Source organism: Rhodococcus sp. no. 34 (assembly GCF_054589475.1).
Map to the genome: position 1 here is coordinate 129,240 of NZ_BAAILK010000047.1, position 17,010 is coordinate 146,249.

Consider the following 17,010-nt stretch of genomic DNA (forward strand, 5'->3'; position numbering starts at 1 on the left):
CTCGGCGTCGACGTAGATCGGGTTGCGGTCGTCGTGCGCCTCGACCCAGTTGCGGATCATCGCCTCGTTGACGGCGTAGCGGGCGACGCGGGGTGGTTCGGCCTCTGCGCCGATGAAATTCGGAAACTGCGTCTGCAGGCTCTGCACTGAAATCCTCCGTGAACGAAAGTTGAGCAAGCGCTTGATTTTGAAGCTAGCATAGGAATCCGGAAGTGGAAACACGCGATCTCACCGACGAATTGGTTCGAGCCGGAGCCATCAGGCAGGATTGCGCTACGTTCGACGCCGGCAGCCCGGCACCCCCGAAACCCTGCCCTGAGCAGGACCGACAACCAGTGGAGATTTCAGTGGCATCACCAGATCGTCGGGAGAAGATCCTGGAGAGCTCAGCCGAGCTGTTTGCCAGAAAGGGTGTCGCCACCACGACCGTTCGCGAGATCGGCGACGCCGCCGGTGTGTTCTCGGGCAGCCTCTACCACTACTTCAAGTCGAAGAATGCGATAGTTGCCGAGCTCATGCGCGGCTTCATCACCGACATTCAGCTCCGCTTCGATCAGGTGGAGAAGACGGCAAACGACCCCGAGGAAGTCCTGCGCGGCCTGATCCGCGAGACGCTGGTCGTCATCGAACTACACCCGCACCCGACGGCGATCTACCAGAACGATCGGGCTTATCTTCGCGACAACGATCTCCTGCAATCCGTCGACGGGCCTTCCCGCCAAGTCCGCGAGCATTGGATGAAAGCGATTGCCGAAGGCGTCGATCAGGGAATCTTCCGCAAAGACGTGGCTCCGGAAATTTTCTATCGATCGGTACGAGACACCTTGTGGTCGACAACGCATTGGCCGGATCGCCAGAAGTACACCACCGACGAGTTCGCGGATCTGATGATCACACTCTTCCTCTCGGGATTCAGGGTCGCCTGACGAGATCCGGCAGATCGACGTGTTTCGGGGTTCGCCCCTGCGGCAACAGGATCGACACCGCGAATACGACCACCGCGCAGCCCGCGCACACCAGGTAGGCGACGGAGAATCCGGTCCACGACGTGGAATGTTCCGAACCGCCGATCACGAACGCGGCGAGGATCGTTGCCACCGTCGCGCTGCAGATCGTGCTTCCGGACGTCCGCAGAAGTGAGTTCACCCCGTTGGCTGCCGCCAGTCGCTGACGAGGCACGGCAACCAGAATCAGCAGCGAGAGCGTGCTGTAGACGATGGCGGTCCCGACTGCTGTGATGCCCAGTGCTGCAACCACTCCCCACAGCGGCTTACCGGCAACGGCGTGAATCCCGTACCCGCCGGCGAGGAACACGGCACCGGTCAACATCGCGGTCCGTGAACCGAAGCGGTCGGTGATCCGCACCGCAACCGGTGAGAACAGCACCATCGCGATACTCGCCGGAATCTGGCAGAGCGCTGCTGCGATGATCGACAGGCCGTACCCGGCGCCCGGCCCCTTCATCCCCTGGAGGAGTTGTGTAGTGATCAGTGTGTTCCCGAAAAATGCGAACCCGACCAGCAGAGCCGCCAGATGCGGGATCAACACCGCACGTTTCACGAGAGCGCGGACGTCGACCAGCGGATTGACGTTGCGCCGCTGTTGAATTACCCAGAGCGTGAACAGCACCGCCGACGCGGCCAGCATGGAGATCACCGCTCCGCTGGTCCATCCCCAACTCGACCCCTGAGTGATCGGCACGAGCAGAGCGATCATCGCGGCGCTCAGACCGACAGCCCCGACGCCGTCGAATCTTCCCGACGGATTCGGCTCGGACTCTCGAATGAACAGCACCGCAGCAAGAGTCACGGACAGCCCGATGGCGGTGGTTACCCAGAACAGGACGTGCCAGTTCGAGTACTGCGCGATCATCGCAGAAAACGGTATGCCCAAAGCGGTTCCGACGCCGAGCGTCGAACTCATCATCGCCACTGCGCCGTTGACCTTGTTGCGTGGCAATTCGTCACGCAGCATGGAGATTCCGATGGGGATGACCGCCGACCCGGCTCCCTGCAACGCTCTCGCGAAGATGAGGACAGCGATGTCCGACGACAGCGCACACAACATCGAGCCGAGAGTCATCATCGAGAAGGCAACCAGAAGCATCTTCTTCTTGCCGAACATGTCGGCGAGCCGGCCGAAAATGGGAGTGACGACGGCGCCGACCAGCAGCGTTACGGTCACCAGCCAGGACACGGCCGTGCGTCCAGCGCCGGTGAAGTGCGGCAACTCCGGCAGCAGTGGAACGATGACCGTCTGCAGAACAGCCTGGAACACTGCGGCGGCGACAACGATGGGGAACAGGAAGCGGGAGCGCGGCTGCGCGAGTCCCGCGTCGGAGGTGGTGACTGCAGGCGTGCCCGGCGGACGGTCGAGCGTCGTCACCCCACACCGCCTGTTCCCACTAGGTAAATATCCGTTCACCCACATTAGGTGAACGGATATTTACCTAGCAAGAATTGTGACGCCGCTCACCCGTCGAGCAGCTTTTGCACCAGCGGTGCGTACAGCGCAACCACCTCGTCCTGGGTGCCGGTGGCATGGCCGGCCATCATCCGTCGGCGCATGATCGCCACTCCGACCACCATCGACATCGCCAGTTCGGCGCGCAATCTCGCGTCGGGGCCGGACAGGCGAGCGGCGAGGGTGTCGATCATCTGCGTCGAATAGTTCTCGCGCAGCTTGCGGTTGCTCTCTTCACTGACGCCGCTCATGAACAACAAGCTCATGGACAGCGGCTTGTACGACTCCAACGGCTTGGTGAACAGCGAGACCATGCGCTCGCCGAGCGAGTCGTTCGGGGCATCGAAGACCGTGACCGCCGCTGCCCGGAAGTCGACCAACTCGTCGTACAACTGCTCTTTGGAACCGAAGTACTTGATGATCAGCGGTGCGCTGACGCCTGCGTCTTCGGCGATGTCCTTGAGCGTGATTTCGCGGTACGGCCGAGTCGCGAATGCTTTCCCGGCCGACGCGATGATCTGCGCACGCGTCTGCTCGGACGTACGACGCACCTGCTGACCTTGCTCCGTGCCGCTCATCAAGCGTTCCGCGACAATTCACGACGGCCGGACAATGCCCGACCCAGCGTCAACTCGTCTGCGAATTCGAGATCGCCACCCATCGGAAGACCCGAAGCCAACCGAGACACCGTCAGCCCCGGAATGTCTCGCATCATGCGAACGAGATAGGTAGCTGTCGCCTCACCCTCGGTGTTGGGGTCGGTGGCGATGATGACCTCGGACACGTCGACGCCGTCCTCCTGATTTGCGATGCGAGCCAACAACTCCCGGATACGCAACTGGTCAGGCCCGATCCCCGAGAGCGGATTGAGCGCACCGCCGAGCACGTGATAACGACCCTTGAACTCACGGGTGCGCTCGACGGCCTGGACGTCCTTCGGTTCCTCCACGACGCAGATCACCGTGCGATCGCGACGTGCGTCGGCGCAGATGCGGCACTTCTCCTGATCGGAGACAGTTCCGCACACCGTGCAGAACTGAACGCCGTCACGGATGCGCTGCAATGCATTTTTCAAACGGTCGATCTCGGGAGGCTCCACGGAGAGCAGGTGAAAAGCGATGCGTTGAGCGCTCTTCGGCCCGACTCCGGGAAGCTTCCCGAGTTCGTCGATCAGATCCTGAACCGGACCTTCGTACACGCGTTCTCGTTTCTAGAAGCCGGGGAGACCGGGAAGGCCTCCGCCGAGTCCGCCGGCCAACGGGCCGAGCTTCTCAGCAGCGACTTCCTGTGCCTTACGCGAAGCGTCCTCGATCGCGCCGATCACCAGATCCTGCAGCGTCTCGACATCTTCGGGGTCGACGACCTTGGGATCGATCTGCAGACCGACGACCTCGCCGGTGCCCTTGACCGTGGCGACAACCAGTCCGCCACCGGCCTGACCGGTCACTTCGGCCTGAGCCATTTCCTGCTGCGCCGCCATCAATTGCTGCTGCATCTGCTGAGCCTGAGCCAACAGAGCAGACATGTCGGGTGCTCCACCTGGTTGCACGAGCGGTCCTTTCTACAGAGTTATCCCCACCAGCGTAGTCGGTGCGCGCTACCGTGAGCGGGTGCGCCGGAACCAGTCAGACACCGTAAAACCGTCAAGAGGGTCAAACATGGCATCACGTGTGTTCCGCTCCACTGCCCTGATCGCCGTGGTCGGGGCCGGGCTTCTGAGCGCTGCGTGCACGATTCCGACCGAGACTGCCGAGGCCACGACTTCGGTCGAGGTGTCTCCGCTGAGCACTGTCGCCGCTGACGTCCCCGCTGCGCTCACCGGCAAGGTCGTCTTCCTCGATCCCGGGCACAGCGGGGCGAACGACGACAGCATCAACACCCAGGTCCCCACGGGCCGCGGCGGCACCAAGAACTGCCAGACCACCGGCACCAACACCGATGCCGGGTTCCCCGAGCACACCTTCAACTGGGAAGTCGCGAGCCTGGTCAAGAGCGAACTCGAAGGCCAAGGCGCCACAGTGGTCCTGAGTCGACCGGACGACATCAGCGTCGGATCTTGCGTCGACGCACGCGCCGAAGCTGCCAATTCCTCCGGCGCCGACGTAGTGGTGAGCATTCACGCGGACGGCGCAGCAGCCGGAGCCGAGGGCTTCCACGTCTGCTACTCCGCGCCCCCGCTGAACGCGGTGCAGGCCGGCCCGTCCGTCACCTTTGCCGAAACCATGCGCGACTCACTCGTCACAGCCGGACTCACCCCGTCGACCTACATCGGTGACGACGGGCTGGCACCACGCGCCGATCTGACGGGACTCAATCTGTCGCAGCGGCCGTCGATTCTGGTCGAACTCGGCAACATGCGAAATGCCGACGAGGCAGCGCGCATGACGAGCCCGGACGGTCAGCAGGAATATGCGTCCGCCGTCACCAGCGGAGTCACGGCCTTCCTCACAACCCCCTGACCTGTCTTCTGTGGAGAAATTCCACTTGTCCACAGGTATGTCGGCACCGCCGAAGTAGCCCGCTCACCTGGATACGGTTCTGCCATGGGGCCGATACTTCAGGTAGATTTCGCTGCTCTGCAGCAACTTTCAGCTGATCTGTCTCGAATTGCGGATCAGATCTCGGGGATCGATTCCGCCGGCCCGATTTTCGAAGCCGCGGCGGCCCTGAACTCGTCCGCTGTCGCGGCTGTGTCGACTGGGAATGCCGGCGTCATCGCCGACGCGTACCGGCACCTGGCTACGCAATTGGGACTCATGGCGTCGGGAACCGCTGCCGCAGCACGTCTGTACGACGCTGCCGAGGGCGAAGTGGTGTCCGAACTGCGCGGAGCCTACTGATGCGGCCCACCGTCTCTCAGCTTCGAACGTGGTCACCGGAGAAATTGCTCACAAGCGCTTCGGAACTGATCGACATCGACCGGCAGATCGAAGCTCTCGGCAATAACGCCGGACGCAGCATCGACGCCGTCCGCGAATTCTGGCAGGGACAAGCGTCGAGCGCGGCGGCAGTGCAGTGGTCTGGCATCTCGCTTTCCTCGTCCCGGCTGTCGATTGCAGTTCGCGTAGTTGCGGATCTGTATGGCGGAGCGTCCAATCCGATCGGTGCGGCGCGAAAATCAGTTCTGGACCTGGTCGGGGAGGCGACTCTCGAACACGGCTTGACGGTGTCAGACAGTGGAGCGGTATCGGCACCTGAGACGAAGCAGCCGTGGAATCTGGCCGACGCCATGCAAGATTCCGAAAACGCCACGGCTGCAAAGGTTTTTCAGCAGAAGATCTCCACTGCATTGACGGCACTCGACGACGAAGACAACCGGGCCGCGACTGCTCTGCGTGCGGCATTCCGAGAGATCGGATCACTCCTTGGCAATCAGCCTGATCGCCTCGACCGCACTGTCCTCGACATCCTCGACGGGAGGTCGACACTCCCCGGGACACCAACGGAGCTACACCGACTCTGGGAATCGCTCACGCCCAACGAGAAAGACGCGTTGGCGAGGTGGGATCCGTCCATCGGTAGCCGCGACGGCCTTCCCGCCCTCGACCGGGACTACTACAACCGGCGGTACCTCTCTGCGCTCGAGCAGTTACCGGATCGAACGGTAGCTGCCGGATACACGGCCGTGCGCGGCGAACTTCGACCGGACACGTTCCTTCTCTCGGTCACGGATGGGCATGCCGTCGTGGCAGTCGGTAATCCCGATGCCGCCGGCAACGTCGCAACACTGGTTCCCGGAACCGGCTCCGGGCTGTCGGGCGTCGGCGGAGACCTGCAACGAACCAAGGCCATGTACGACGCGTCCGTCAGGGCAGCGCCAACGGAAGCCACATCAGTGATCCTGTGGTCCGGATACGACGCTCCCCCAGGCATTCCCGACGCAGCATCGGATCGGTACGCCACCTCCGCAGCGCCGAGGCTCGACAGCTTCCAGGACGGGTTACGAACCTCGCATGACGGTCCGCCTTCGCACAACGTGGTGATCGGTCATTCCTACGGCAGCACCGTCATCGGTGCTGCGACTACCCGTGGCGCTTCCCTCGACGTCGACGAACTGGTTTTTGTCGCAAGCCCCGGCGTCGATGCCGAGCGCGTGAACGAACTGAGCCTGGACGGCGTCGACTCGGACGAGGTGGCTCGCCATGTTCATTCGACGACGGCCTTCTGGGATCCGGTCCAATTGATCCCCAAGATCCTCGGAGTCCACGGGTTCGACCCGTCGGATCCGGAATTCGGCGCGCAGGTATTCACCGGATCTCCCGGGGAGCCTGGGTTCGGAGTTCACAGCGATTACTGGGAAAGCGGAAACCCCGCACTCACCGAATTCGGACGGATCATTACCGGCCCATGAAAGAAGGCGCCGTACCGGTGAAGGTACGACGCCATCTCGGTGATGCAGGATCGGTTAGACGAGTTCGCGCTTGAGGTTGTCCAGGACCTGGGCCTGGATGCGCTGCAGACCCTTCGGAGCGAACGTGCGCTCGAAGAAGCCGCCGATACCGGTGGCACCCTGCCACTGGGTGAGCGTCGTCACCGTCGTTCCGGTGCCGTTGGGGGCAACGGTCCAGGTGGTGACGAGGCTGGAGTTCGCGTCCTTCTCGGTGATGACGTTGCCGTCGACCGTCACTGTCGCCTTGACGTTGCGCGAGCGCTTTTCCGTCGCCTTGAGCGTCCACTGCGCGACGGTTCCGTCACCCTGGCCACCTTCGACGACCTTGTAGTCGAGGTACTGCTCGGACAGGATTCGCGGGCGAACCGTCTCGTAGTCCGAGAGCGCCGCGAGCACCTTGTCGGGTGCTGCTGTGACGACTGTCGAACTCATTGCATTGACCTGACCCATATGCCCTACGTCTCCTTGCTCGACCAACGCGGCTCGATACCGCGAATGACTACCCGAATCCGCACCTCGAACTGCGCAGATATTCCTTTCCATACTGCCTGCTGCGCCCGGGTATCTCGACCATCTACCCATTCCGTGTGAGCTGGTTCACCACTCGGAGCATTTACCGAGTTCGATTGCAACAACTCGATCAAATTCGGGCATTAATACCCCTCCGGATAGCTTGCACACGCAACTACCGATAGCGTCAGGGTGTGACTCTCTCGTTCAATGGGGTAGTTCAGAAGTTAGATCGAATCCGGACAAAGCAAGGCCCGGGTTCCGATGCTGCGCGTGAAATGGGGTTCGAGCAGCACAGAGAAGGCGTCGAACGCCTACTCGCGTCATACCGCGCCATTCCCGCCGATGCTTCTGTACGCCTGGCAAAGAAGACATCCAATCTGTTCCGCGCTCGCGCCAAGACGTCGGCCCCCGGCCTCGACGTCAGCGGTCTGGCAGGTGTCATCGCCGTCGATGCGCAGGCGCGCACAGCCGACGTCGCCGGCATGTGCACGTACGAGGACCTCGTCGACGCGACGCTGCCCTACGGGCTGGCGCCCCTGGTCGTGCCTCAACTCAAGACCATCACCCTGGGCGGTGCGGTGACCGGCCTGGGCATCGAGTCCACCTCGTTCCGTAACGGCCTGCCGCACGAGTCGGTACTCGAAATCGACGTACTGACCGGAAGCGGCGAGATCATCACCGCAACACCGGACGGCGAACACGCCGAACTGTTCTTCGGTTTCCCCAATTCCTACGGCACCCTTGGCTATTCGACGCGATTGAAGATCGCACTCGAACCCGTCAAGAAGTACGTCGCCTTGCGCCACGTGCGCTTCGATTCGTTGAAGAAACTCGAAGAAACGATGGATCGCATCGTCACCGAGCGCGAGTACGACGGGATCGCCGTCGACTATCTCGACGGGGTGGTCTTCACCGATTCCGAGAGCTACCTCACACTCGGCGCGCAAACCGACGAGGAAGGCCCGGTCAGCGATTACACCGACCAGGACATCTTCTACCGGTCGATCCAGCATTCGTCACTCACCCAGCCCAAGACGGATCGCTTGACCATTCGCGACTACCTGTGGCGCTGGGACACCGACTGGTTCTGGTGCTCACGAGCTTTCGGTGCACAGAACCCGAAGATCCGGCGCTTCTGGCCCAAGCAGTACCTGCGCAGCAGCTTCTACTGGAAGCTGATCGCCCTCGACCACAAGTACGACATCGGAGATCGCCTCGAAAAGCGCAAGGGCAAGCCCCCGCGCGAACGCGTCGTCCAGGACGTCGAGGTACCCATCGAACGAACCGCGGACTTCGTCTCGTGGTTCCTCGAGGAAATCCCGATCGAACCACTGTGGTTGTGCCCGTTGCGTCTTCGTGAGCCAAGCCCGGCCGCCGCTTCTGCATCACGGCCGTGGCCCCTCTACCCCCTCGAACCCAAGCGCACCTACGTCAACATCGGCTTCTGGTCTTCGGTGCCGATCGTTCCCGGTGAGCGCGAGGGGGCAGCAAATCGACTGATCGAAGAAAAGGTCAGCGATTTCGACGGACACAAATCGCTCTACTCCGACTCCTACTACTCGAAGGAAGACTTCGAGGAGCTGTACTACGGCGGCGACCGGTACATCGGACTCAAGGAACGCTACGACCCGAAATCCCGTTTATTGGATCTATTCTCTAAGGCGGTGCAACGTAAATGACCACGTTCAAAGACTCCAAAAGCCAGGACAAGCTCTCTATTGCCGAGATTCTCGAGACGCTTTCCGACGGCATGCTGCCGCTTCGATTCACCGCGTACGACGGCAGCACCGCCGGCCCCGAAGATGCCGACTACGGACTGCACCTCAAGTCGACTCGCGGAACCACTTATCTCGCAACAGCTCCCGGTGACCTCGGCATGGCCCGCGCGTACGTCTCCGGCGATCTCGAAGCCGAGGGCGTCCACCCCGGTGATCCGTACGAGATCCTGCGCATCATGGGTGACGAACTCCACCTCAAGCGCCCGTCCGCACTGACGCTCGCCAGCATCACGCGCTCCCTGGGCTGGGATCTGTTGCGGCCCATCGCCCCGCCGCCCCAGGAACATCTCCCTCGCTGGCGTCGCGTCGCAGAAGGACTGCGTCACTCCAAGACTCGTGACGCCGAAGTCATCCATCACCACTACGACGTCTCCAACACCTTCTACGAGTACGTCCTCGGCCCGTCCATGACGTACACCTGTGCCGCTTACGACAATGCGGAACAGACGCTCGAAGAAGCCCAGGAGAACAAGTACCGCCTGGTGTTCGAGAAGCTCGGACTCCAGAAGGGTGATCGACTTCTCGACATCGGCTGCGGCTGGGGCTCGATGGTCCGCTACGCGGCCAGGCGCGGCGTCAAGGTGATCGGCGTGACTCTCTCTCGCGAGCAAGCGGATTGGGCACAGAAGGCCATCGAGGACGAGGGCCTCGCCGATCTCGCCCAGGTCCGTTTCTCCGACTACCGCGACGTGGCCGAGACCGGATTCGACGCAGTGTCCTCCATCGGCCTGACCGAGCACATCGGCGTCGGAAACTACCCGGCGTACTTCGAGTTCCTCAAGGGCAAGCTGCGTGAGGGTGGGCGTCTGCTCAACCACTGCATCACTCGTCCGGACAACCGAAGCAGCGCCAAGGCAGGCGGATTCATCGACCGGTACGTCTTCCCCGACGGGGAGCTCACCGGTTCGGGTCGCATCATCTCCGAGATCCAGAACGTCGGCCTCGAGGTGCGTCACGAAGAGAACCTTCGCGAGCACTACGCACTGACGCTCGCCGGATGGTGCCAGAATCTCGTCGACAACTGGGACGCCTGCGTCGCCGAGGTCGGCGAAGGAACCGCCCGCGTCTGGGGCCTGTACATGGCCGGCTCACGACTTGGGTTCGAGCGCAATGTCGTTCAGCTGCACCAGGTTCTGGCCGTCAAGCTCGGCCCCAAGGGTGAGGCGCATGTGCCGCTTCGCCCGTGGTGGAAGGCCTAGGGGCAAAGCCCCTGTGCGCCTTTTTGGTATTCGGCACTACCAAAAAGGCGCACAGGTGCCGCAGGCACCCGACTGCGTCCTCACCCAGCCTCCGCGCCGCAAGACCGTCTCCACCTCGTGCGCAACCTGGCACGGGGTCTTCATCACCTCGTCGAATCCGTAGACCAACCGCGGACGACCTGCCAGCTCTGCCGCATTGTCACGGCGGCGATCACGAAATGCCACTTCTGCCATGGAATGCGCCCACCGACCGTCGAGACGCACGATCAGCGGCACACTGACTTCGCTGTAATCGCAGTCCTCGTACAGCGTGCGGCCGTCGACGCGGACCGGAGACTGGCGTCTGGCCGACGGCAACCCGTGCGCCTGCTCCACGTCGACCGCATAGTGGTATTCGAGCGTTGAGTGCACCCCGTCTGCCAGGAGTCGTACCGCATCGGAAAGCGCACCCTTGAATCGATGTGGTGTTCGTTCGTCAATCCGACGGCGCACATCGTTCAACGGAATTCGCGCATTTGTCACTGTGGTGATGAGTGAAACGTAGGCGCTTCGCGCTGTGGATTCGGCGGTCGCAAGATCAATCGCGGTATCCGCCCGCGACGTTCGAGGTATGACTGACGGCACGCCGATGTATCGGTGGGCTCGGGATCGGTGGACGACTACCCCGGGGTGAACCACGCCACCCACTCTGACAAGTGCACCCGACGTTCGCGCTGGAACTCGGCGGATTGTCGCGGACTGACAGCGAGCGGACTTGCCGTACGGCACGGTGACATGGACTGGCTTGTCTGCGTCGATGCGACGCATTCCCCATTCCTCAGCTGCAGTGTCGTGGCTCAGAATCGCTTGCGGGCCACCATAAAGCCAAGCGGCGTTCAAGATCATTTCTCTGGTGAGCGGGCCAGCGGTCACTGCATACACGCCTTGTAGAACGCGCTGCCATTCGCCGCGGTCCAAAAAGTTGCGCAGCATCCCTCGGTTGTATCCGAATGACGAGAGTTGCTGTTGCCGTACCAGACCGGATTGCGCATCGAGAATCCGGAGGAACTCGCTTCCACCATGAGACGTAGTCATGGCACCAAGCGTCAGGCCGAACTCCGACAGGACTGACGTGAAATTCGCTGTCGGAGTTCGTCTGTGGATAACTCACCAGCTGGGGATAAACCCCTGTGCGCCTTTTTGGTAGCCGTAACTACCAAAAAGGCGCACGGGGGCTATGCCCCTAGCGAAGCCGGCGGGGTGAACCGCGGGCCGTACTGCGCAGCGAGTTCCTTTGCGCGAGCGACGAAGCCGGCCGTGCCGCCCTCGTAACCGACGATGAACTGGTGAACGCCACCGGTCCAGGCCGGGAATCCGATGCCCATGATGGAGCCGATGTTGGCGTCCGCCGTGGTGATCAGGACGTTCTCGTCGAAGCACTTCTGCGTCTCGATCGCCTCGATGAACAGCATGCGGTCGATGAGGTCCTGGATCGGGGCGTCGGAGGTTCCGGAGTTGAAGTTCTCGCGGAGTCCGGACCACAGGCCGGTGCGCTTGCCCTCTGCGTAATCGTAGAAGCCGGCTCCACCGAGCTTGCCCTTACGATCGAACTTCTCGACGAGGGTGTTGATGACCTCGCCGGCCGGATCTGCCGGCAGTTCCTTGCCTTCGGCCTTGGCGGCGTCGGCAGATTCCTTGCGGATCTTCTGCATGAGGGTGAGGTTGAGCTCATCCGAAAGCTGAAGCGGCGCAGCCGGGTAACCGGCCTGCATACCGGCCTGCTCGATGGTGGCAGGCTCGACGCCCTCGGCGAGCATGCCGATGGCCTCGTTGATGAAGGTGCCGATGACACGCGAGGTGAAGAAGCCACGCGAGTCGTTGACCACGATCGGCGTCTTGCGGATCGCCTGGACGTAGTCGAACACGCGAGCCAGAGTCTCGTCGGAAGTCTTCTCACCGCGGATGATCTCCACCAGCGGCATCTTGTCGACGGGCGAGAAGAAGTGGATGCCGATGAAGTCTTCCTGACGCTTCACGCCGGTGGCGAGACCCGTGATGGGCAGCGTCGAGGTGTTCGAGCCCAGCAGTGCCTTGGGATCGACGATGTCCTCGATCTCCTGGAACACCTTGTGCTTGAGTTCCTGGCTCTCGAAGACTGCTTCGATGACGAAGTCGACGCCGGCGAAATCTGCCGGGTCAGCCGTCGGGGTGATCTTGGCGAGGAGTGCGTCGGACTTCTCCTGCGTGGTCTTGCCGCGCGAGAGTGCCTTGGCCTCAATGCCTTCGGCGTACGCCTTGCCCTTGTTGGCAGCCTCGATGCTGACGTCCTTGAGGACGACGTCGAAGCCGGCCTTCGCGGAGACGTACGCGATGCCCGCGCCCATCATGCCCGCGCCGAGGACGCCGACCTTCTTGATGGTGGACTTCTCGATGCCTGCCGGACGTGAACCGCCGCCGTTGATCGACTGCAGGTCGAAGAAGAACGCCTGGATCATGTTCTTCGCGACGCGGCCGGTCACCAGCGAGGTGAAGTAGCGAGCCTCGATGAGCAGCGCGTTGTCGATGTCGACCTGCGAGCCTTCGACGGCTGCGGCCATGATGGCGCGCGGAGCCGGCATCGGAGCGCCCTTGAGCTGCTTACGCAGGTTCGCGGGGAACGCCGGAAGGTTGGCAGCGAATGCCGGAGTGGACGGAGTTCCGCCAGGGATCTTGTAGCCCTTGACATCCCACGGCTGAACGCCGCCTTCGGGGTTGGCCTTGATCCATGCCTTCGCAGCCGGAACCAGTTCTTCTACCGAGCCGACGACCTCGTCGATGAGGCCGACTTCCTTGGCCTGAACGGGTCCACGCTGCTGCCCCTGGAGCAGGACGCCCATGAGCGCGTTCTGCAGGCCGAGCATCCGCACGGTGCGCACGACGCCGCCGCCGCCGGGCAGCAGGCCGAGGGTGACCTCGGGCAGGCCGATCTTGACGCCCTTGACGTCTGCCGCGATGCGGTGGTGGGTCGCGAGAGCGATCTCGAGGCCGCCGCCGAGTGCCGCGCCGTTGATGGCGGCGACGACCGGCTTGCCGAGAGTTTCGAGACGACGCAGGTCTGCCTTGATCTCGACGCTGTGGTTGTAGATCTCCTCGGCCTGCTCGGGGCCGACCTTGATCATGTTCTTGAGGTCGCCACCGGCGAAGAAGGTCTTCTTGCCGGAAGTGATGACGGCACCGGTGATGGAGTCCTTCTCGGCGACCAGACGGTCGACGGTGGCCTTCATCGACGCGATGTACGCGTCGTTCATGGTGTTTGCGCCCTGGTTGGGATCGTTGATGGTGAGCACGACGATGCCGTCGGCGTCCTGGTCCCAGTTGATGATGTTCTGATCAGTCACTTTGCTTGACTCCTGGTAAGCCTCGTTGGAAGGACGGACGCCGCGTCAGACGCGCTCGATGATGGTGGCAACGCCCATACCGCCGCCGATGCACAGGGTGATGAGGGCGCGCTTGCCGCCACGACGCTCGAGCTCGTCGACCATCGTTCCGGTGATCATCGCGCCGGTTGCACCGAGCGGGTGACCCATGGCGATAGCGCCGCCGTTGACGTTGAGCTTCTCGTCCGGGATGTTCAGGTCCTTCTGGAACTTCAGGACGACGGAAGCGAATGCCTCGTTGATCTCGAAGAGGTCGATGTCGTCGACCGTCAGGCCGGCAGCTGCCAGAACCTTCTTCGACGCCGGCGTCGGGCCGGTGAGCATGATGGTGGAGTCGGCGCCGCTGGTGGCGGTGGCGACGACGCGAGCGCGCGGCGTCAGACCCATGTCCTTGCCGGCCTGCTCGCTACCGACGAGCACGAGGGCAGCGCCGTCGACGATTCCCGAGCTGTTACCGCCGTGGTGAACGTGGTTGATCTTCTCGACCCAGTGGTACTTCTGCAGCGACACGGCGTCGAATCCGCCGATTTCACCGATCACACCGAACGCGGAAGCCAAGCCGGCAAGGTTCTCGGCCGTGGTGCCCGGACGCATGTGCTCGTCGTTGTCGAGGATGGTGATGCCGTTGATGTCCTTGACCGGCACTACCGACTTGGCGAAGTATCCGCCGGTCCACGCCTTGGCGGCGAGGTCCTGCGAGCGCACGGCGTATGCGTCGACGTCGTCACGCGAGAAGCCCTCGATGGTGGCGATGAGGTCTGCGCCGACGCCCTGCGGCACGAAGTAGTTGTCGTAGTTGGTGGCGGGGTCGAGTGCCCACGGTCCACCGTCGGATCCCATCGGAACGCGGGACATCGACTCGACGCCACCGGCGATCACCAGTTCGTCCCAGCCGGACCGAACCTTCTGAGCAGCCATGTTCACGGCCTCGAGGCCGGAAGCGCAGAAACGGTTGAGCTGAACGCCGCCGACGGTGTCGGGCAGTCCCGCATCGTTGACTGCAACGCGGGCGATGTCCATTCCCTGATCGCCAACGGGGGTGACGACGCCCAGGATGAGGTCGGAGATCCGATCCTCGTCGAGGTCGGGAAAGCGCACGCGCAGTTCCTGGATCAGACCCGTGACCAGCGAGATCGGCTTGACCGAGTGCAACGACCCGGTCTTCTTGCCGCGGCCTCGCGGGGTACGGATGGCTTCATAAATGAATGCCTCTGTGGTCACTGTGAGGTGTTCCTTCCGTGTAATTCGTCGAACCGGTCTGCAGATCGTCCGCGCCGCCTTCGGTGGTGGCGCATGGCCGAGGTACAGACCTCAGCCCTTTCACTGTAGAACGTGTTCCAAATTCATGGGAAGGACCGAAGCGATCCTGCTAGGTGACCGAGGTGATCAGGTGCGCGAACGCCTGCCCGCTTCGGTTCATTTCGGGTGCGCCCCCAGAAGCACTCACGGCACGATGCGATACGGCAACATCATGTCGTGATCTTCGTGATCGAGTAGATGGCAATGCCACACGTATCCCTGGAGTCGACCAGAATCAGCCATATCGTGGCGCCCACCGCCCGTCATCCCACCGCCCGTCATCCCACCGCTCGTCATCCCACCGCCCGAAAGACGATCGAACATCGCGTCGGGATCGAAACCCAGCTCATCCGCGGTGGGGAATCGCACGATGATCCGGGTGACAGTGCCGCCGTCCACCCTGACGGTGTCCTTCATTCCCGCTTCCCACGGCGCCGGCGCGATCATCGGCCCCGCCTCGAACCCGTCGGGCGACGGAGTCCACTTGTTGCCAATCACCGGCTGCGGATGGCGGATCAAGTACTCCAGCGTCCGCATGGGTGTCCTGCCGAGAATCCGGAAATTCACCAGGTGCAGGTGTATCGGATGCGGGTCCGGCGTGGTGTTGACGATGTTCCACTGCTCGACGGTGCCTTGCCGCGGCCTCTCGACGTCCGTGGTGCTGAACGTCAGGTTGTTCAACGTCATCTGAGCCGGTGGATTCCGCAGTTCCAGTTGCTGGCTCACCGTCACCGTGCGAATTACCGTCGGCTGCTCCCACGGGGCGAGAACGTCACGTTGTCGGCGCCCACCGCGCAGTTGCGACGGAACACCACCGGTGAATCCGCGCCTGGAGTCGCCGCGGAACCGGCAGAACAGCGGCATAGTCACTTCACCGATGACAGCGGCGGGCAGCGGGGGCGCCTCGTCGTTGCGAAGCTCCACCGTCGAACCCTCCGACAGTCCGGTGAAATCGACGAGGAGGTCGTACCGCTCCCCCGGTGCGCAGCGGAAGGCATTGACCGCGACGGGCGCGTCGAGCATTCCGGCGTCGTTGCCGATGACCCAGAACGTCATCATGTTCGAGAAGTGAAGATTCCACACACTTGCCGACGACGCATTGACGATGCGGAGGCGGTAAAGGCCCCGAGCCACGGACAGTTCCGGCCACACCTTGCCGTTGACCAAGCCGACGTCGCCCACCGCGCCGCCTTCCCACGATCCTTCCGGGATCAAGATGGTGGATCGGCCGTTCTGGGCGCCTGTCGGCGTGAAGATCTTCTCCTGCGGGATCAACGGGATCTCGAATTCCTCGGCCGGCAACCCCAACGGATTTCCCAGTTCGCCGGTGTCGAATTCATCCCTGATCAGATAGTTGCCGATCAGACCGGCGTAGACGTTGAGCCGGGTGATGCCCATCGCATGATCGTGATACCAGAGGTGGGCGGCTTCCTGACCGTGCAAAAAGTGATGCATCGCAGCCTGTCCCGGCATCACCAGCAGCTCCGGATGGCCGTCGCTCTCAGGTGAAGTGACTCCCCCGTGCAAGTGCAACGACGTCGGCGGGTTAGCGCGAAAGTCTGCCTGCATTCCGTGCAGCGTCATATCCATGTCCGCTGCCAACGGATGTCCGGTCAGATCGTTCTCGAACGTCAACATGATCGGCTCGCCGGAATGCGCCTCGACGGTAGGGCCCAGATAACCGCCACCGATCTCTCCGCTGCGGTACGACAGTGCTGGGGACGAGGGAAAATCCCGATGAAAGGCATGTTGCCCCACTTGCGCTGTCAGTGTGATCTCGTTTCCGGAAAGCGTTGACAACGACGGTAGTTCGTCACAGAACGGCTCGAACTCCGGCGAATGAAAAATCAACGGAGACTCGATATCCACACTCCCCGCCGGAGCAGCACCTGCCTTTGCGCCCAAAGCAACAGCCGCTGTGCCGACTACCGACCCTTTCATAACCGATCTTCTGGAAACCCCGATACCCATAC

At 62.5% G+C, this 17,010-nt stretch carries 15 protein-coding genes and 1 pseudogene; 6 read left to right on the forward strand and 10 right to left on the reverse strand.

Features of this window, described 5'->3' with window-relative positions:
* Positions 1-153 (reverse strand): annotated as a pseudogene (locus tag ACYP01_RS26310) (FAS1-like dehydratase domain-containing protein); the annotation flags it as partial.
* 59 nt (positions 154-212) lie between these two features.
* Between ACYP01_RS26310 and ACYP01_RS26315 the strand changes: the two are divergent.
* Positions 213-926 (forward strand): TetR/AcrR family transcriptional regulator, encoded by a 714-nt coding sequence (locus ACYP01_RS26315; RefSeq protein WP_172827063.1) that lies wholly within the window; start codon positions 213-215, stop codon positions 924-926.
* Here ACYP01_RS26315 and ACYP01_RS26320 read toward each other — a convergent pair.
* The 4 genes from ACYP01_RS26320 to ACYP01_RS26335 form a co-directional block, all read right to left on the reverse strand.
* Complete coding sequence (locus ACYP01_RS26320; RefSeq protein ID WP_447001108.1) at positions 913-2,385, reverse strand: MFS transporter; 1,473 nt, start codon at positions 2,383-2,385, stop codon at positions 913-915. The two genes, ACYP01_RS26315 and ACYP01_RS26320, sit on opposite strands and share 14 nt — an antisense overlap.
* 86 nt (positions 2,386-2,471) lie before the next feature.
* On the reverse strand, positions 2,472-3,041 hold the full coding sequence (locus tag ACYP01_RS26325) for a TetR/AcrR family transcriptional regulator (protein ID WP_007731538.1): 570 nt from the start codon (positions 3,039-3,041) through the stop codon (positions 2,472-2,474).
* Positions 3,041-3,661 carry a recombination mediator RecR gene (gene recR / locus ACYP01_RS26330; protein WP_003943917.1) on the reverse strand — a complete coding sequence of 207 codons (621 nt, stop codon included), beginning with the start codon at positions 3,659-3,661 and terminating at the stop codon, positions 3,041-3,043. Before recR ends, ACYP01_RS26325 begins: the two co-directional genes overlap by 1 nt.
* Positions 3,662-3,673: 12 nt before the next feature.
* The gene (locus ACYP01_RS26335) at positions 3,674-4,012 is read right to left on the reverse strand and encodes a YbaB/EbfC family nucleoid-associated protein (protein WP_003943929.1); all 339 of its coding nucleotides are present in this window, start codon (positions 4,010-4,012) and stop codon (positions 3,674-3,676) included.
* A gap of 109 nt (positions 4,013-4,121) precedes the next feature.
* Between ACYP01_RS26335 and ACYP01_RS26340 the strand changes: the two genes are divergently transcribed.
* The 3 genes from ACYP01_RS26340 to ACYP01_RS26350 all read left to right on the forward strand — a co-directional run bounded on the left by ACYP01_RS26340 (position 4,122) and on the right by ACYP01_RS26350 (position 6,814).
* The gene (locus ACYP01_RS26340; protein WP_003943843.1) at positions 4,122-4,922 is read left to right on the forward strand and encodes an Rv3717 family N-acetylmuramoyl-L-alanine amidase; all 801 of its coding nucleotides are present in this window, start codon (positions 4,122-4,124) and stop codon (positions 4,920-4,922) included.
* 84 nt (positions 4,923-5,006) lie between these two features.
* The gene (locus ACYP01_RS26345) at positions 5,007-5,303 is read left to right on the forward strand and encodes a hypothetical protein (protein ID WP_021332904.1); all 297 of its coding nucleotides are present in this window, start codon (positions 5,007-5,009) and stop codon (positions 5,301-5,303) included.
* On the forward strand, positions 5,303-6,814 hold the full coding sequence (locus tag ACYP01_RS26350) for an alpha/beta hydrolase (RefSeq protein ID WP_459683104.1): 1,512 nt from the start codon (positions 5,303-5,305) through the stop codon (positions 6,812-6,814). Before ACYP01_RS26345 ends, ACYP01_RS26350 begins: the two co-directional genes overlap by 1 nt.
* A gap of 54 nt (positions 6,815-6,868) precedes the next feature.
* Here the strand turns inward: ACYP01_RS26350 and ACYP01_RS26355 are convergent, their stop codons facing one another.
* On the reverse strand, positions 6,869-7,303 hold the full coding sequence (locus tag ACYP01_RS26355; RefSeq protein ID WP_003943959.1) for an SRPBCC family protein: 435 nt from the start codon (positions 7,301-7,303) through the stop codon (positions 6,869-6,871).
* Positions 7,304-7,641: 338 nt separating this feature from the next.
* Between ACYP01_RS26355 and ACYP01_RS26360 the strand changes: the two genes are divergently transcribed.
* Together ACYP01_RS26360 and ACYP01_RS26365 are read left to right on the forward strand one after the other, a co-directional pair.
* Positions 7,642-9,045 carry an FAD-binding oxidoreductase gene (locus ACYP01_RS26360; protein ID WP_042447764.1) on the forward strand — a complete coding sequence of 468 codons (1,404 nt, stop codon included), beginning with the start codon at positions 7,642-7,644 and terminating at the stop codon, positions 9,043-9,045.
* On the forward strand, positions 9,042-10,343 hold the full coding sequence (locus tag ACYP01_RS26365; RefSeq protein ID WP_003943932.1) for a class I SAM-dependent methyltransferase: 1,302 nt from the start codon (positions 9,042-9,044) through the stop codon (positions 10,341-10,343). Before ACYP01_RS26360 ends, ACYP01_RS26365 begins: the two co-directional genes overlap by 4 nt.
* Positions 10,344-10,379: 36 nt before the next feature.
* Here ACYP01_RS26365 and ACYP01_RS26370 read toward each other — a convergent pair whose 3' ends face one another.
* From ACYP01_RS26370 to ACYP01_RS26385, 4 genes are all read right to left on the reverse strand, one after another.
* Positions 10,380-11,417 carry a type IV toxin-antitoxin system AbiEi family antitoxin domain-containing protein gene (locus tag ACYP01_RS26370; RefSeq protein ID WP_373938711.1) on the reverse strand — a complete coding sequence of 346 codons (1,038 nt, stop codon included), beginning with the start codon at positions 11,415-11,417 and terminating at the stop codon, positions 10,380-10,382.
* Positions 11,418-11,557: 140 nt separating this feature from the next.
* Positions 11,558-13,699, reverse strand: coding sequence for a 3-hydroxyacyl-CoA dehydrogenase NAD-binding domain-containing protein (locus ACYP01_RS26375; protein WP_003943799.1), 2,142 nt, complete (start codon positions 13,697-13,699; stop codon positions 11,558-11,560).
* Positions 13,700-13,744: 45 nt separating this feature from the next.
* Positions 13,745-14,959 carry an acetyl-CoA C-acetyltransferase gene (locus tag ACYP01_RS26380; RefSeq protein WP_003943886.1) on the reverse strand — a complete coding sequence of 405 codons (1,215 nt, stop codon included), beginning with the start codon at positions 14,957-14,959 and terminating at the stop codon, positions 13,745-13,747.
* Positions 14,960-15,181: 222 nt separating this feature from the next.
* Entirely contained in the window at positions 15,182-17,008 is a 1,827-nt protein-coding gene (locus ACYP01_RS26385; RefSeq protein ID WP_459683105.1) for a multicopper oxidase family protein, read from the reverse strand.
* Between the last annotated feature and the right edge of the window lie 2 nt (positions 17,009-17,010).

What these genes read in the sequence shown, in the direction of transcription:
- ACYP01_RS26325 (WP_007731538.1), bottom strand. Translation starts at nt 3,041, where the DNA reads ATGAGCGGCACGGAGCAAGGTCAGCAGGTGCGTCGTACGTCCGAGCAG.
- ACYP01_RS26340 (WP_003943843.1), top strand. Translation starts at nt 4,122, where the DNA reads ATGGCATCACGTGTGTTCCGCTCCACTGCCCTGATCGCCGTGGTCGGG.
- ACYP01_RS26345 (WP_021332904.1), top strand. Translation starts at nt 5,007, where the DNA reads ATGGGGCCGATACTTCAGGTAGATTTCGCTGCTCTGCAGCAACTTTCA.
- ACYP01_RS26350 (WP_459683104.1), top strand. Translation starts at nt 5,303, where the DNA reads ATGCGGCCCACCGTCTCTCAGCTTCGAACGTGGTCACCGGAGAAATTG.
- ACYP01_RS26355 (WP_003943959.1), bottom strand. Translation starts at nt 7,303, where the DNA reads ATGGGTCAGGTCAATGCAATGAGTTCGACAGTCGTCACAGCAGCACCC.
- ACYP01_RS26360 (WP_042447764.1), top strand. Translation starts at nt 7,642, where the DNA reads ATGGGGTTCGAGCAGCACAGAGAAGGCGTCGAACGCCTACTCGCGTCA.
- ACYP01_RS26365 (WP_003943932.1), top strand. Translation starts at nt 9,042, where the DNA reads ATGACCACGTTCAAAGACTCCAAAAGCCAGGACAAGCTCTCTATTGCC.
- ACYP01_RS26370 (WP_373938711.1), bottom strand. Translation starts at nt 11,417, where the DNA reads ATGACTACGTCTCATGGTGGAAGCGAGTTCCTCCGGATTCTCGATGCG.
- ACYP01_RS26385 (WP_459683105.1), bottom strand. Translation starts at nt 17,008, where the DNA reads ATGGGTATCGGGGTTTCCAGAAGATCGGTTATGAAAGGGTCGGTAGTC.